The following is a 14,247-nucleotide window of genomic DNA, read 5'->3' as shown; positions in this document are numbered from 1 at the left end:
AAGATTGCTTGTGCTGTCGTCCGCTCGCAACAACCCTACCTTCCCAACTATGTTGCTGTCAATCCCCTGGTTTTTCAAAAAACCTTGACGGCTTCATAGTATTCAGAATGACATGGCTTTATTGACTCGCCTGATATTCCAACACGACGACGTGGGTTTCGCTGGGGAGAGCGGAGCGCGTCACCTTCAGGGACGGCTGGGTCTCCGGCTTCGACAGTCCCATCTCTTTGACAAACTTGCTGAGCGAGTCAAGCGAGAGTTTGACTGCCGGAGTGGAATAGTGCATCGGGATAACAAGATTCGGCTCGATGAGGCTGATGACCTCCGCCGCTTTCGCCGCGTTGAGTCCGCCTCCCCCGCCGACGGGGACGAGCGCGACGTTGATCGTGCCAAGCGATTCGATCTCGGATTGAGTCGGCGTTTGCTTGAGGTCGCCGAGATGCGCGACGGTGATGCCATCGTAATCGAAAACGTAGATGGTGTTGTTGGGCGAGCCTTTGCCCTTCTTCTTGCCAGCCCCGCCGCCGTCGGTTGACACGCCGGTGACGAAGACGCCGCCGATCTCGAATTCGCCCGCGCCATCAATGACATGCGACGCGCCTTTGACCGCGTCCACGTTGTTGTGACCGGGCGCGTCGTGGCTGACCGTGACGATATCCGATTTGAGTTTGAGCGCCGAATAGCCGATGGATTTGTTGTCGAATGGATCCGTCACCACCGTCGCATAGTTGCGCTCGGTGAGGCGGAAACAAGAATGTCCGTACCAGGTGATTTCCATGTATGAGAGGTCTCCGAGGGGGAATTATAATGCAAGCCGCAGGGCTGGGAGAATAATCGTTGGATTTCCAAATGGTATAATTCTTTTGGCAACAGGAGCAACAATGAAAAAAACATTTACCGCTTTTGTGGAGTACGACGATGATAGCAAATTATATGTAGGCATCATACCCAACGTGCCGGGCGCGCACACCCAAGCCGAGACTCTGGATGAATTACAGCGCAATTTACAGGAAGTATTGGAATTGTGCCTTGAAGAAAACCCGGAACTTGCCGATGCAACTTTTCATTTCGTTGGTACGCAGCAGGTAGAAGTTGCCGTATGAGCAAACTGCCAATGGCAAATTTCAAGACGATGGACAAAATCCTCCGTCGGCTTGGGTTTGCTGCTGTGCGCCAGAAGGGGAGTCACGTTTTCTATCGCCACACTGACGGCAGAACTACCACGCTCCCCAATCATGGACACAGGGATATTGCTCGGCCACTTATGCGCGAGATACTGCGGGAAGTCTCCGTTTCTCCTGATGAGTTTGTGGAATTACTTGAAGAACTTTAGGTTGAATATGAAATTCAACTACTACCCTGAAACCGATTCGCTTTACATCGATCTTTCCGCAAAGACCAGTTCCGATTCACAAGAAGTCGCCCCGGGCGTTGTGGTGGATTTTGACGCGCAAGGCAATATCGTCGGCATTGACATTGACCGCGCCAGCAAGATTGTTGACCTCTCACGGCTGGAGACAACTTCCCTGCCCCTTGCCGACTTGCACATCGCAGGCGCGAAAGTGTAGAAACAAAACGTCCGACGAAAATTCGTCGGACGTTTTTCAATTTTACACGTCTTCTGAAGTCGCCATTCCCGTGTTGCGCTCGGTGAGGCGGAAACAAGAATGTCCGTACCAGGTGATTTCGATGAAGAGAGAGGCTGGTTAAAGTCAGGTCGGGATGGGTATCATCTTCGCTTGCGATTTTTCTTGCGCGATTTCTTTTCCTGTTTGCGCTTGTTTTTTTGTTTATGTTCCGTCTGACGCGATTTAGACGCCATCTCGACACGCACATCGGCCGCCAAAGGAAAATTGCCAAAACGCAATGGCCGCTCAGGCGTGATCCGTTTTTCGAGCAAGCCTAGCTCAATCTGAACATCCTCCACGTCACCGTTGATAAATTCATCCACCGCGTTTGCTTCAAACGCCCCCTTGATTAATTCGATTTGCTCTACTGCCTTCGCGTCGATCAACCTGCTGACGAGGAAGCCATTAAACTCTTCGTCGTTGGTTTCGTATTTCTCAAGAACCACCGTAATGCCTTGAATACAGCGCACGCGTTCTTCGGGGTAGCGGTTCCCGATTTCGACTAGCGACATGCTTGCTTCCACGCGAGCATACATGGGGTTATTCTCATCCGCCAGAAATCTCTTCAATGGTTCGATAGCGACCGGACCCAACGTACCAAAGACGAGACGCGCATCGGAGGTTAACCAATCGTCATCGTCTTCGTCAATTTGGCGGAGGATTCCAAGCACGGCGGGAATCGCTTCTTCAACTTTGAGTTGAGCCAACGCGCGCCAGGCGTGAATTTGCCCGTACCAGTCTGGCAAATCTTCATCTTCAGGAAAGTCTTCAGGCAGGTCGAGATAGCGGAGATTGTTATCTTTGACAAGTCGAAGCAACTCTGGAATATCTTCGTGAGTGAAACCCAAAGTTGAATAATCAAGCCAGGGGCGTTCTGGCCTCCCAAGTTTTAGAAGTTCCGAGACCGGTTGGGTATAGGAGTTTGTCATGGCTTTTCCATCGGATATTGTTGCAATACATTAATTTTTTATTGACTCGCCTTACGCACTAGAGGTCATAATGCGAGACCGCGAAGCGTGTCGCTTTCCCAGTCGTTCTTGCACAAGAGCGACATGAATGTCGCATTGCAAAAACTAAACTGACTTTAACTGCGTAACATCTGTTATTGAGACTTCTAGATTTCACACCTCGAATACAGAGAATGATACAGGATGGGCAAGAATAAACTCATCAAGAAAATTTACAACCCTTCCATCTTCACCTTCTCCTCCACAAACATCCACCTCTTCGTCTTCGAGTAATCCCCGCCTTCGGGATAAAAGTACTTCTTGTACTCTGCCCAGTTATCCTTCATCCGAAAGTACGGATCAATCTCACCGTCCGCGAGTTCGTAGCGGGAGATTCTTGCGTGTGCCTGTTCGCGCAAGGGGTTGTCGTTTCCCCAGCCAACGTACATTGCCACCGACTCGGCGAAATCTTCCACGCGGTTGAATGCCCAGTTCGAGCCGCTGGGTTTGTCGCCGTAGAAGTAGCCGCGCGCGTTGCAGCCGGGTTTGCGTCCGCGTTTGCCGGGTTCCTCCGCTTTGACGAAGCCGTTTAGATCGGCAAGCCTGAAAAACTTTTTCGCCCACGAGAAAAATCGAGAGGTGTGCCCGCCGGTATATCGTTCGAGTTGACGGGATAACTCCCAGCCGCTGCGCTCATCCCAGATGTGAGCAAATTCGTGGACGACTGTCCATGAGGTGAATGAACCGGTGTTGGAAAACGTGACTTGTCCATGCAAGGCTTCCCCGCCGTGCGAGCCGATGCTTCCTTTTTTCACGGTGACGTTTCCTACATTGTTGAGGAGATTTTCGCTTCCGCCAAACGCATTCGCCAGCAAGGAAATCGAGGCGTGCAGTTTATCTAATTCAGCGAGCGACCATGTCCCTGCTTTCTGTGCGGAATTGCCGAGCGTAATTTCATCATCCCTATCGGTGATAACGGTTACTTGAAAGTCCGCACCTAGGCGGGCAAGTTTCTTAGCGGCAATCGCAAGTTCCGCTTTTTCCATGACCGAAGTATAACGGCATTTTCAATTGGCAAGCCAAATTTTCCAGACCACTTGATGATATAGCCCAACTTCCTCTACCAGTAGAAACATAAAGCGGTCTCGGATGCGCATCCGAGACCGCTTTCATTTTATTTTAGCCGTAAGTTATTACCCAGCGACTTTTCTCGCCATGTAAAACGCCATCCAGCGGTTGTTGATCTCCTCCTGCGCTTGCTGACGGGTATACCCATATTTGACTTGAAGCAGGGTGACGAATCGATTCTGCTTGTCGTCTGCCTTGTCAATTTTTTTCAGGTCATGCTCAGCTAGCAGACTCCACCATTCAGTGGAACGACTGCGGAACACTTTCCATTGCAGGTCGAATTTTGTTTTCGGATTGCGCATGCGGGTCTCCATAGAGAGTAAAAAATAAAGCGGACTCAGTTTGGAGTTTTCGAGATTTCGTTTCTTGATGACCATCCCTTCCCCATGGCACAGACAGGAACAAAATTGTCAAACTCTTTCAATGCTGATTGTACTACAAGATGAATGAGATTCAATAATTTCGGGGGTGAATTGCAGAATTGAAAACGCCCATCGCGGAGTCTCCCCAAGAGAGAAGCCCAGACATCCTCAAACAAAACTTTTCCTTGGAAACTCAACAACATCATCAGCCAGAAAAGAAGTCAACTCAACGCCCTCTCCCAAGGGAGAGAGGCAAGCTGACATGGCAAAAATCGTGTTTATCTGGGTGAGGTCAAACCAACACACTGATTCAATCACCACCATCTGGTAAAATCAAATTGTGTCTGAGATATTCGATATTGCCCAACTTCGTAAATCAATTCTCCAGCGAAAGATTATCTGGCGCAGACACGCCCTCGAGCGGATGCTGGAACGCGATTTGAGTCGCGCTATCGTTTTGGACATCGCATCGAACGGCGAAGTCATCGAGGATTATTCTGCCGACCGCCCAAAGCCGACCGTGTTGATGTTTGGCTGGGATAAGAAACGCCCCATTCATGTTGTCTTGTCCCTCGAACCTGACGGAGAAGTTGCCGTCATCACCGCCTACGAACCCAGTCTGGATATATTTGAATCGGACTATCGAACTCGGAGGAAACCATGAGCGCCAAAAATACCTGTCCCATTTGTGGTGGGTCAAAAGTAAAAGGCACAACCACGTTCACTGTTGATCTCGGCTTCGGGGTGGTTGTTGTCCGCAATGTGCCAGCCCTCGTTTGTGAACAATGCGGCACAGACTGGATCGCCGACGAAACCGCCGAGCGCCTTGAAATAACCGTCAATGACGCGCGCAAACGTCACAGACAAGTGGAAGTGACCGCCTATATGCCCGCGTAAGAAACCAAAACTCGGAGACGAATTCTCCGAGTTTTTTTGTTCTTCGAATCCATTTTTCATTTCCTTCGCTCTGCTTTGAGCAACGAACTATCTCCAGAATGGAATCGGATAAACCCTTGTAACAAATTTTCGTCAATCACTTTAAGCCAGCCGTCACCAGACAATAATTCACCCTCATCGTTTCCCTCAAATGTGAAAGAGAACCGTTTTTCGCCGCCGAACTCTTCCATTTCTCCGTGAATGCTCGCTTGGACAAGCCCAAAATGAAATTCGCCATAGCCTTTTCGATCCACCCTGATATAGGCTTGCGTTTCCATGTGCAGGTACATTGCATCCCACTCGTCCATTTCGATGATATTCCACGTGCCTAAAAATTTTTTCATGGTTTCTTCCGAATCGGCGGACTGAAGTCCTTCCTCAGTTCATAAAAGTCGAATGAATTCGACTCGGGGTGCCAATTCATCCTTCATCCTTCCGACTTCATCCTTTCCCCTCCCGCCACCCCATCAACTCACTCAACCCCAGGGACGGCGTCGCATCCCCCTGCCGACCTGAATTCCACGTGACGATCAACTCCCGCTTCGCGCGCGTGATGCCCACATACAACAGGCGCAGGCGTTCCTTCACGTAATCCAGCCGCGAGCGCATCGTCGCCGCGCCTTCTTCGTACCAGTCGTATTCGCCCCGCGACTCTAACGCGCTCAACTGCGCCAACGCCTCCGCCGTCAAGTCCAACCCGCTCCGCACGAACCAACGCTCTGAAATAAAACGGTCATTTGGCATCGCCGATGGGAAGTCATAATTATTGACCGACATCAAATAGACGCGGTCCCACTCCAGTCCCTTCGCCTTGTGCATCGTCGTCACCACCACCCGTCCGCGATGGCGTTCGGGGTCAAAGCCCGAATCGTCCGACGAGAACCCGATGAAGCGCCGTTCATTCTTCGCGATCACCGCCAGTTCCGCCGTCAACTCAGGCAGTCGCCAATCCGCGTGATCGTCCGCCGCGCTCCGCAACACCAGCGCGAGTTTATGCGCCAGCGCCAGATCCGACGCCTCGCTGAACACATCCTGCGCCAGCGTCAACACCAACTGATCGATCGGAAGCGTCACCGCGCTCAACCATCTCTGGATGACGACTCGGAACGCGTTTAACTCTTGGATGACTTGCTCCGCTTCATTCGCCCTTACGGCTGACAGCCAGTCGTCGGCATTTTGCGGCGCGACGAAGTTTTCCACATCAACCATCTTGCGCAGAAGAGTCGATGTCATTGCGAGGAGTGTTTGTTGCGACGAAGCAATCTCCTCGCCACCAGATGTCGTTGCGAGACGATGCTCTTCCGTCGAAGCAACCCCCTCGTTTTCAGCATTCTCCTCATCTTCAGGAGATTGCTTCGCAACTTGCGCTCGCAACGACATGCCTTCACGCCAGTCTCTCCTCCACACCTCATACGCCTTCGACAACTTCTTCGCAGAACTCGGATCAGCCAAATACGCCAACAAATAACTCAACGACCCCGCCGCCGCGCGTGTTTCGGATGTGCTTGAAATTAACTCTATCGGCTCGATTCCCTTTTGCCGCAACGCATTGACCACATCCACGCCGCGTTGGTTGCGCGGGACAAGGATCGCAATCGTCGGCTTATCGTCATCGGGGAAATCCCAGATCGAGTCAACATATCCCTTCACCGATTTGACCACCGCTTCGAGCTCTTCGTCGGGCGTGTATTTCTTGCTGATGAACTTGATCGCCTCAGGGTCGTCGGGCGGATTCTGTTGCGGGTCATCCTCAGGCACAGGGACAATATGCGGCACCGACAACGCCGTCCGCGCTTCAGGGATGGGATGCGACTCCATCACCCAGTCAATGAGATGATTCGCCAACGCCAAAATAGACGGCTGTGACCGTCCCGACTCGGGCATGTCTACACTTGGGTTGTTCTGAATGAACGCGCGCAAAAGTTCAGGCGAGGCAGTTGTAAACGTCTCAAAGATGGCTTGGTTCGGGTCGCCGACGCGGACCCAATTCCCTTCCAACTCTCCGCGCTGAGCGGAGCGACGAGTGTTCTCCGAGGAGCGCAGTCGAAGCGCGAGGTCGCCAACAATATGCCCTTCGTCTGCGCCTCCGCTATCGCTACGGCTCCGCTCAGGGAGGAAGCCGCCACTTAATAGTGAAAGTATCCTCTCCTGCGTCCGACTCGAATCCTGCGCTTCATCCTCCAAAATAAACGGATAGCGATATTGAAGACGCGCGAGATACTCTTCGTCGTTTTCGAGCAAGGTCAACGCGAGACGAATTAAATCGTCGAAATCCACTGCGCCGCGATAGACGAGGGCGCGTTGGTAGTCCGCGTAGATGCTCCAGCCGAGTTCGGCGAGAGGCAGAGGCGTGGGAGAAGAGTCGAGTTTGGTACGCAGGCTTTCGGGAGTGATGAGGCGATCTTTCGAGGAGCGGATAAATGCTAAGGCGAGGGAATCCAAAAGATCAGGTAGTTGCTGACGTTTGACCCAATCCGTTTTCGATTGATCAAGCGCGGGGTCGAGGTATTCATCCAGTGAGTGATTCGCCAGCCACGCATTGACCGACTCGCGGCGGATGAAACCCGCCTCACGCTCGTCAATGATGCTGAAACGATTTTCGAGCCCCACGCTCGCAGGCTTCTCGCGGACAATGTCATGCGCCAGCCCATGCAATGTGCGCACGCGATATTTGTATAATGATGCAAGTTTGTTATCAAAAAAACTTTCGAGACGATTCTTGAAATTGTCCACCGCTGAATTTACCAGTGTAACAATCAGCACTTCTTGTTCATCTTGAAGCGTGCCGCTTTGAATAATCTTCGCCGCCAACGCCGAGAGAATGTGCGTCTTCCCCGCGCCAGGGACAGCGGCAATGCCAAGCCTTCCGCCATCGTAGAGGAGGATTTGTTGTTGGGAGGGACGAGGGGTAAAGAGCATATTAGCCTACAATTAAACTTTCTTGATAACTATGTAACTGTAAGTCTGCCTCAATAAAAGAATAAGATGCCACTATTGTAGAAACAATTATGATCAGCTTCTCTCCATCTAGGAAAGATATGGAAACACTTGTTATAATCCCAAAAAGCCAGGGAGCAATTGCCAATGTTGCTAACAAAACCGCTGGAGCAAAAGTGATACGCTTATTAACAGCATGAAGATAACGCCCCGCGACGGCATTTGAACTAATCGTTGGTATTTGGCCTCTCATCTTTCGTAGGCCTTCTCCATAATTTTGATTTTTAAAGGCTACATCGGCATAGTAGTAAGTAAACATTGCAACAACCAAGAAAGTAATTAATCCCAATAGCAAATTGTTTTCATGGAAAAACGAGATTGCCTTATAAGCAATATTGTTCAACCAACTTATGCGTGAGCATGTAAGCAAAGGCATATAGAATACAGTAAGTGCAATAAGCAAATGACCACCAACAAGCCCATCTTGTCCTAGTGTCAACCTAAGAGGTAGAGATGGTGTCGGAAATTTCACTCCTCTTCTTAGCCCAACAAACTCTTGTTTTTTTTTCAAAATACACTACAGGTATATTACGGCGACCTAACAACAGATAAATAACTATTAATATACTTCCGAGAAGTAGAACAAAGTAAAAACTAATGGGTCCCACATGGAGTTGCGAATTCACCAGCTTGATGATCTCACTAGAAAATCCAGCAATAATGTTACTGGTTACCAGAATAGCATTTCCCTGCCCTTTGATACCGTAATGGCTAATTAATTCCGAAATCCACACCGCGAAGAATGAACCCGCTACAAGTATTGATATGGTTGTCACAGTTAGTATGATACTAGACTGTGTTCCTGAGTTTTCAAGTATGAAAAACTTTCCTTGGCAATTAGGAGAAATAAGGAAGAACAAAAAGAAAGATTCTAAAATTGCAATTGGAATGGCTAAAAATAGATTCCAGCGAGTAAATATACGGCTTGCTGTCCAAGGATTTTCTTTAACCTCTCGTTGAAAAGACGGAAGAAGCGGCATTAATAATGTCAACAAAGCACTGGATGCATTGTAAGGAAATAAACCCAATGCTAGGACAGAAAGCGTAAGTAATGACCCGCCAGATAACATACCAATAAACTCTACTAATAAATATAGGTTATTTCCAGAACCAAGATTCTCGTACGCCTCATTGGAGGTAATCGTTATTCCGGGTAAAGGAACGTTTAGTAAAAATCTAAATAATATTACAAGTGCTAATGTTGCAAAAAGTCGTTTTCTTAAATCAGCATGGGTAAACAATGCCCTGAGTAGGTTTCTTTGCGACCTTTTTTGATTCGTACTTGGTGGAAATCTACTACCCATATCATTCTCCTCGATTTTTCTCTGAACCGTCATTTATAGCACTTTATACTCATTCAGGGCATGATGGCGCACATCCCGTTGCCCGCACGGTGGGATTTCTCCCTCACCCCAACCCTCTCCCACAGGGAGAGGGGGTACGTGACACTTGAAACCTGAAACTTGGAACTCATTTCGCTTCTCCTGAATCCTCATCCACCATCAACACAGACGTATCCACCACCTCGAAATCATCGCCCGTCAACACATCTAACAAATGGAGCATGTCATTGTCCCAGCGTTCATCGGGCGCGCCGCTGACGTACCAGTTCGAGCCGTTATCTGCCAATACAATGCCATAAGTTTTCATCGCCTGCAACAAGATTTGCATCTCAGGCGGGAAACCTGAAATGTCATAATCCGCTTTCAAGCGGAAACGCGCGCCCATCGGCGGGATTCCGTTTTGCGGATCGGATGTCTGATGCCGCGCGGGCCAGATGTATCCTGCCGTATCTTCAACTGTAAAACGCAACGCGTGCTTAATTTCTCCCGCGACAATTTCATCATATCGAACCAAGCCAGGCAAGATCGGCAAGCCTGCCGCGTCGGCAGAAGTCCACGTGTCGGGGCGCAGGGCGTTAGAGTTCAGATCCCAGATCGCACCCGAGCCGCCGCTCCACAAGCCGCCGTCGAAACTCATGTCGTATGTTTCATATAACCTGCACGTCTCAGTATCCACAACCAAAATGTGATGATCGCTCCCCCATTCGGTATTTGGATTCTCCGGGATCGGATACGGTCCCGGGTCGGATTCTTTGGGATAATAAAACTCCGGTTCAAACTTCGGGACGGCTGAGGCTGTTACGATGTTATATGGGATTCCAATCGGACCGCCGTCCCACTCGCCCGAGCCGAAGTCCATGTGGAAGCCTTCGCCGCGACCGATGCTGTCGATCCACGAATCAGATTGCGGGTGGACGGGAAGCGAGTCAACACGCGCGTTCCAGTAATTGTTCGCGGGGAACATCGGACAGTTGGCGAGAGTCGGTCCGCCCGTCGAGGGAGGCGGCGTAGAAGTTGAATCAATCGGCGGGATGATCGAAGTCGGGCTTGGTTCAACGGGAGAAACAATCGTCGGGGTTCCAGTAATACTGCAAGCCAACAGAAGAATCGAAATGGTCATGAGCAAATATTTTTTATTCATCTAGGTATCCTAAAGGTGACAGTCGCTTTCGAAGTGACTGTCACCTACCTTTCACAAAACTTTCTGAAACGCGCGCAACAATTCGCCGCGTCCTTCAAATCCGCTTTCGCCCAATTCGGAGATTCCCAAATAGACTCGTTCGCGGCAACGGTGAAGTAATCCCGACACCAAGCGCGCCATCGCCTCTTTGCTGTATTGCACATCATCCGCATCCGTCCACTGGCGACCCTCTCCCCATTCGCGGCTCAACACGTACGGATGCGTGAGCGGCTGGGCGAGTCGCTCGTACCATCCGCTTGAACCCGCATCGAGCCAGAACTGAATCGTGACGGGGCGGTTCATCATCAAGAAGGTGTGCGCGGGCGCGACGAGAACCGCGTCCTTGTCTTCATTCTGCCAGCCTTCGAGATACGACGCGGCGATCACGCCATCGTGAAGCATTTGGATGTATTCTTTTCCGAGACCTAACAGGTTTTCAAAACCTGTTAGGTCTAAAGCCAAACGAAACTTCTTCACCGACTCAACCAAACTCGCCGCCACGCGGACCGAGTCAAAGTTGCGGTGATAACCGAATCCAACTTGCGACAGCACCTCGCCAAACATCTTGCGGAAGAAATGATCGAGCGGCAACACATTCGACGCGCGATATTCCTCGATCCAATTTCGAAGCGTCGAGTAGCGACTGCCAATTGAGTAAGTGATTCGCTCCTGAACATCGGATTTGATCTCTTCAAACGGCGAAAGCCGCAGGTCGCGTTGACGATAGACAATATCCGTCAGCAACTGCGCGCGGACGAGGTCAAGTCCGTCAATGGACTGCATCAGCGCATACGCCACGTCAAATTTTGGCGGGGGGATGTTCCAATGCGGATGCGCCAGCGCGGCAAGCGTGATCAACGCGTGGGAAGCGGGTTCCTCATTCAACGAGCGCGATGGACGATGCGAACGCCAGGGGATGTTTTTCGCTTCGAGCCTGTGCGTGATGGAGAAGCGCAAGGCGTCGGAGAGGTAGGGAGCGAGGACTACGATTTCAGAGGGAGAGATTAGATGACTAGAGACTAGAGACTGGATTTCGTTAACGACAGCGTCGAGCAGTTCAGGGTAAAAACGTGCTTGAATAATAGAGAGCGATTCAGATGACCTGTGACCTTCAACTTTTGACTCAAGATTCGGAACAATCGCCTCTACCAACCCATCGCTCAACTCCGCCACGCCCTCCGACATCACAAAACTTTCTTGCAATTGGATTTGTTCATCGCACACTTCGCGCAGTTGCAAGCCTGTGTACACGTCCGCGCCGAGGAAGAAGCGAAAGCCTGCGCCTTCATCGTAAATCAGTAAGGCGGACTCGAAGTCCGCGCTCCATTCGGCGATGATCTCATGCGCACGAGGACCATCCTCTTCCACGTTGTCGTAGATCAGGTGGCGATAATTTCTGACGAGGTAATCTTTCACAATGTCTTGCTTCCACATCGTGTTTGCGAAGACTTCGAGTTGGAGGGAAAAATCGAGCAAGTTATGGTCAAGGCAATATTGGCGGAAGCGATTCGCGCAATCTTGGGCGTCTTGATAAACGCGGCGTTGAGCAGGATCGCCGAAATACGACAAGTCGAGTTTTGATCCGATCTCGGTGTGACTAAAACCGATCACGGCGGCTTTGTTGAGGTTGTCAATAATTTGGGAATACAAGCGATTGCGGTCTATCGTCACCGATTCAAAATAACCCTCATCCAACAACGGGCGGACGAGATGCGCCATGTAATATTGCGCAGTTTCGAGTGTGAGGAAAACTGGCGGTTGAGTCGGGTTTGCAAATCCTGCCGCTTCGCCCGCGAGGGGCCAGAACAGATCGCACGTGCGTCGCGCCAAACCGCCGATCGTGGCGGGAGTCACATCGCCGCCCGCGCGTCGTTCGGGGCTGTAGAGCAGATCGAGATATGGTTCTTGCAAACTTCTCTGCGGGGTGAGCATGAGAATCGATTCGCCAGGCACGCCCTGCGCAAGCAAGTGACGCATCCGCTCGACGCCTGCGGTGGTTTTGCCCGTCCCTGCGGGACCGCTGACGAAGAGCTTTGAGTCGAGGGGCGAATCAATGATCCGCTGTTGAAGCAGGTTGAGGGTCGGCATGAAGCGAGGGTACGATAAGGGCGATAATCTGTCAATGAAAAGACCGCCGACTGGCTATCGAGTGTCGGCGGTCTGCAATCATCTGTGAACAGCCGGTACATCGGCGCGTCAGCCTCGACACAGCGCAACCGCGTCGAGAACTTGCTTTCGTTGTGTACCGGGGTTTCAATTCAAATGTTTTGCGAAGAATTTCTTCGCGCGCTCCCAGGCGTCTTTCGCGGCTTCGGGTTTATAGACGCTGGGGTCGCTATCGCGGAAGAAGGCGTGTCCCGAATTTGGGTATACGACCACCTCATGCTCCACGCCGACTTCATCGAGAAGTTTATCGAACTCTTCTATCGTGCCCACCGGGATCGATTCGTCGGCGTCGCCGAAGAGACCGAGCGCAGGCGCTTTGAGACTGCGGCGCAGGTCGTCGAAAATCATTTGCATTCCGCCGCCGTAAAACGTGCAGACCGCGTCCACCGGGCGCAAGACGCTGAGCGCAAGCGACATGTGTCCGCCGAAACAAAAGCCGACGCTTCCAACCTTCCCCGAGCAATCGGCGCGGGCTTTCAGCGCGTCAAACGCGGAGGCGAGTTCGCCGGGAGACTGCGGCACATGTTTATGCAAGAGCGCCTCGGCTGTATCGTTGTCGCCAAGTTCGGCGATTTCGCCATGATACAGATCGGGCGCGAAAGCGAGATAGCCTTCTTTTGCAAAACGATCGGCAATGGATTTCGTCTGCGCGTCTAACCCCCACCATTCTTGAATCACGACCAACGCCGGAAAGGGTCCCGCGCCCTCCGGTTTCGTTAGGTATCCCCGCGCTTTGCCAAGTTGAACGAATTCGCTCATGAGTTTCATCCTTATGAAGTGGATTCTGTTTCCGGCGCGTCAGTCGGAAAACTGCCGCCATCTGCGTTGAACGGAACACATCGTGTTCCCACCCGTTAAGTGTACCAAATTCAACTGCCGAATTAAAGTTGTGTTCAACTTCAAATTAAAGTATAGTTGCGAAAATTCAACCTCAAGGAGATCCCCATGCCAACCACCATCAGACCCACTGCAAGAGTCGGAGTTGTGCCAGCCAAGCCCGTGTCGTATGTGAAGTTTTCAGACAAACTCACCGACTCGCTCAACGACATCGGCAAGATGATCCAAGACCACAAGAACATGATCGACGCCATTCAGGAGATCGCGCTCGAACTGACCAACTCAATCGGCTCGCTTCACACGCTCACGGTGAAATACGCGGGCATCGCCAACAACATCCTCGACGGCTTGCTCCCCATCGCGAAGGGCTTGCCGATCATCCCGAAAAATATTTTGCAACTGCTCATCAATCTCGAAGCCATTACGCAAAAGATCATTGACAATCAAGCCTCCACATCGAAGACGATCACCGAGGTGCAATCGGGTTTGAAGACGGGCGACGTGAACAAGATCAAGGGACACGCGGTCGCATTGCAGAGCGTGACGCGGACTCTCACTTCGATCTTGCCGAAGGGATAAAACCCCGCTTCTTTCTGCATGTCATTCTGAATACTATGAAGCCGTCAAGGTTTTTTGAAAAACCAGGGGATTGACAGCAACATAGTTGGGAAGGTAGGGTTGTTGCGAGCGGACGACAGCACAAGCAATCTTGAGGATCTTGTT

17 protein-coding genes are annotated in these 14,247 nt (G+C 51.1%); 6 read left to right on the top strand and 11 right to left on the bottom strand.

Going from position 1 to position 14,247, the window contains the following annotated elements; translation table 11 throughout:
- Positions 1–118: 118 nt before the first annotated feature.
- The gene (locus tag AC16KF_RS04185) at positions 119–778 is read right to left on the bottom strand and encodes an MBL fold metallo-hydrolase (RefSeq protein WP_484036043.1); all 660 of its coding nucleotides are present in this window, start codon (positions 776–778) and stop codon (positions 119–121) included.
- Positions 779–881: 103 nt separating this feature from the next.
- Between AC16KF_RS04185 and AC16KF_RS04180 the strand changes: the two genes are divergently transcribed.
- Genes AC16KF_RS04180 through AC16KF_RS04170 form a run of 3 tightly spaced genes read left to right on the top strand, consistent with a single transcriptional unit; the run spans position 882 to position 1,568 of the window.
- Positions 882–1,103, top strand: coding sequence for a type II toxin-antitoxin system HicB family antitoxin (locus AC16KF_RS04180; RefSeq protein ID WP_484036042.1), 222 nt, complete (start codon positions 882–884; stop codon positions 1,101–1,103).
- The gene (locus AC16KF_RS04175; RefSeq protein ID WP_484036041.1) at positions 1,100–1,333 is read left to right on the top strand and encodes a type II toxin-antitoxin system HicA family toxin; all 234 of its coding nucleotides are present in this window, start codon (positions 1,100–1,102) and stop codon (positions 1,331–1,333) included. The genes AC16KF_RS04180 and AC16KF_RS04175 overlap by 4 nt, the downstream gene beginning before the upstream one ends.
- 7 nt (positions 1,334–1,340) lie before the next feature.
- Positions 1,341–1,568 carry a DUF2283 domain-containing protein gene (locus AC16KF_RS04170; protein WP_484036040.1) on the top strand — a complete coding sequence of 76 codons (228 nt, stop codon included), beginning with the start codon at positions 1,341–1,343 and terminating at the stop codon, positions 1,566–1,568.
- Positions 1,569–1,729: 161 nt separating this feature from the next.
- On the opposite strand, the gene AC16KF_RS04165 is transcribed toward AC16KF_RS04170, so the two are convergent.
- The 3 genes from AC16KF_RS04165 to AC16KF_RS04155 form a co-directional block, all read right to left on the bottom strand.
- Complete coding sequence (locus AC16KF_RS04165) at positions 1,730–2,557, bottom strand: DUF1186 domain-containing protein (RefSeq protein WP_484036039.1); 828 nt, start codon at positions 2,555–2,557, stop codon at positions 1,730–1,732.
- Between the two features lie 251 nt (positions 2,558–2,808).
- Positions 2,809–3,621, bottom strand: coding sequence for a hypothetical protein (locus tag AC16KF_RS04160; protein WP_484036038.1), 813 nt, complete (start codon positions 3,619–3,621; stop codon positions 2,809–2,811).
- Positions 3,622–3,768: 147 nt separating this feature from the next.
- Entirely contained in the window at positions 3,769–4,005 is a 237-nt protein-coding gene (locus tag AC16KF_RS04155) for a CsbD family protein (RefSeq protein WP_484036037.1), read from the bottom strand.
- A 400-nt stretch (positions 4,006–4,405) separates the two neighbouring features.
- Between AC16KF_RS04155 and AC16KF_RS04150 the strand changes: the two genes are divergently transcribed.
- Positions 4,406–4,729 (top strand): DUF4258 domain-containing protein, encoded by a 324-nt coding sequence (locus AC16KF_RS04150; RefSeq protein WP_484036036.1) that lies wholly within the window; start codon positions 4,406–4,408, stop codon positions 4,727–4,729.
- Positions 4,726–4,962, top strand: a complete 237-nt coding sequence (locus AC16KF_RS04145; RefSeq protein ID WP_484036035.1) for a type II toxin-antitoxin system MqsA family antitoxin — start codon at positions 4,726–4,728, stop codon at positions 4,960–4,962. The genes AC16KF_RS04150 and AC16KF_RS04145 overlap by 4 nt, the downstream gene beginning before the upstream one ends.
- A gap of 56 nt (positions 4,963–5,018) precedes the next feature.
- On the opposite strand, the gene AC16KF_RS04140 is transcribed toward AC16KF_RS04145, so the two are convergent.
- From AC16KF_RS04140 to AC16KF_RS04110, 7 genes are all read right to left on the bottom strand, one after another.
- The gene (locus AC16KF_RS04140; protein WP_484036034.1) at positions 5,019–5,345 is read right to left on the bottom strand and encodes a hypothetical protein; all 327 of its coding nucleotides are present in this window, start codon (positions 5,343–5,345) and stop codon (positions 5,019–5,021) included.
- Between the two features lie 97 nt (positions 5,346–5,442).
- Positions 5,443–7,920, bottom strand: a complete 2,478-nt coding sequence (locus AC16KF_RS04135; RefSeq protein ID WP_484036033.1) for an ATP-dependent helicase — start codon at positions 7,918–7,920, stop codon at positions 5,443–5,445.
- 1 nt (position 7,921) lies between these two features.
- The gene (locus AC16KF_RS04130; RefSeq protein ID WP_484036032.1) at positions 7,922–8,509 is read right to left on the bottom strand and encodes a hypothetical protein; all 588 of its coding nucleotides are present in this window, start codon (positions 8,507–8,509) and stop codon (positions 7,922–7,924) included.
- Complete coding sequence (locus AC16KF_RS04125; protein ID WP_484036031.1) at positions 8,439–9,302, bottom strand: hypothetical protein; 864 nt, start codon at positions 9,300–9,302, stop codon at positions 8,439–8,441. The genes AC16KF_RS04130 and AC16KF_RS04125 overlap by 71 nt, the downstream gene beginning before the upstream one ends.
- A gap of 166 nt (positions 9,303–9,468) precedes the next feature.
- Positions 9,469–10,482, bottom strand: coding sequence for a hypothetical protein (locus tag AC16KF_RS04120; protein ID WP_484036030.1), 1,014 nt, complete (start codon positions 10,480–10,482; stop codon positions 9,469–9,471).
- Between the two features lie 51 nt (positions 10,483–10,533).
- Positions 10,534–12,609, bottom strand: a complete 2,076-nt coding sequence (locus AC16KF_RS04115; protein WP_484036029.1) for a hypothetical protein — start codon at positions 12,607–12,609, stop codon at positions 10,534–10,536.
- Between the two features lie 165 nt (positions 12,610–12,774).
- On the bottom strand, positions 12,775–13,446 hold the full coding sequence (locus tag AC16KF_RS04110) for a dienelactone hydrolase family protein (protein ID WP_484036028.1): 672 nt from the start codon (positions 13,444–13,446) through the stop codon (positions 12,775–12,777).
- Positions 13,447–13,632: 186 nt separating this feature from the next.
- Between AC16KF_RS04110 and AC16KF_RS04105 the strand changes: the two genes are divergently transcribed.
- Positions 13,633–14,103 (top strand): hypothetical protein, encoded by a 471-nt coding sequence (locus AC16KF_RS04105; RefSeq protein WP_484036027.1) that lies wholly within the window; start codon positions 13,633–13,635, stop codon positions 14,101–14,103.
- Positions 14,104–14,247: the final 144 nt, after the last annotated feature.

This window comes from Candidatus Defluviilinea gracilis (assembly GCF_057138825.1).
This window is presented reverse-complemented; position numbering and strand designations above follow the sequence as displayed.

Excerpts from the sequence above, each read along its gene's own strand:
- AC16KF_RS04125 (WP_484036031.1), bottom strand. The coding sequence starts at position 9,302 with ATGGGTAGTAGATTTCCACCAAGTACGAATCAAAAAAGGTCGCAAAGA.
- AC16KF_RS04175 (WP_484036041.1), top strand. The coding sequence starts at position 1,100 with ATGAGCAAACTGCCAATGGCAAATTTCAAGACGATGGACAAAATCCTC.
- AC16KF_RS04155 (WP_484036037.1), bottom strand. The coding sequence starts at position 4,005 with ATGCGCAATCCGAAAACAAAATTCGACCTGCAATGGAAAGTGTTCCGC.
- AC16KF_RS04145 (WP_484036035.1), top strand. The coding sequence starts at position 4,726 with ATGAGCGCCAAAAATACCTGTCCCATTTGTGGTGGGTCAAAAGTAAAA.
- AC16KF_RS04140 (WP_484036034.1), bottom strand. The coding sequence starts at position 5,345 with ATGAAAAAATTTTTAGGCACGTGGAATATCATCGAAATGGACGAGTGG.
- AC16KF_RS04120 (WP_484036030.1), bottom strand. The coding sequence starts at position 10,482 with ATGAATAAAAAATATTTGCTCATGACCATTTCGATTCTTCTGTTGGCT.
- AC16KF_RS04170 (WP_484036040.1), top strand. The coding sequence starts at position 1,341 with ATGAAATTCAACTACTACCCTGAAACCGATTCGCTTTACATCGATCTT.
- AC16KF_RS04110 (WP_484036028.1), bottom strand. The coding sequence starts at position 13,446 with ATGAGCGAATTCGTTCAACTTGGCAAAGCGCGGGGATACCTAACGAAA.
- AC16KF_RS04185 (WP_484036043.1), bottom strand. The coding sequence starts at position 778 with ATGGAAATCACCTGGTACGGACATTCTTGTTTCCGCCTCACCGAGCGC.
- AC16KF_RS04180 (WP_484036042.1), top strand. The coding sequence starts at position 882 with ATGAAAAAAACATTTACCGCTTTTGTGGAGTACGACGATGATAGCAAA.
- AC16KF_RS04160 (WP_484036038.1), bottom strand. The coding sequence starts at position 3,621 with ATGGAAAAAGCGGAACTTGCGATTGCCGCTAAGAAACTTGCCCGCCTA.
- AC16KF_RS04105 (WP_484036027.1), top strand. The coding sequence starts at position 13,633 with ATGCCAACCACCATCAGACCCACTGCAAGAGTCGGAGTTGTGCCAGCC.
- AC16KF_RS04115 (WP_484036029.1), bottom strand. The coding sequence starts at position 12,609 with ATGCCGACCCTCAACCTGCTTCAACAGCGGATCATTGATTCGCCCCTC.
- AC16KF_RS04165 (WP_484036039.1), bottom strand. The coding sequence starts at position 2,557 with ATGACAAACTCCTATACCCAACCGGTCTCGGAACTTCTAAAACTTGGG.
- AC16KF_RS04135 (WP_484036033.1), bottom strand. The coding sequence starts at position 7,920 with ATGCTCTTTACCCCTCGTCCCTCCCAACAACAAATCCTCCTCTACGAT.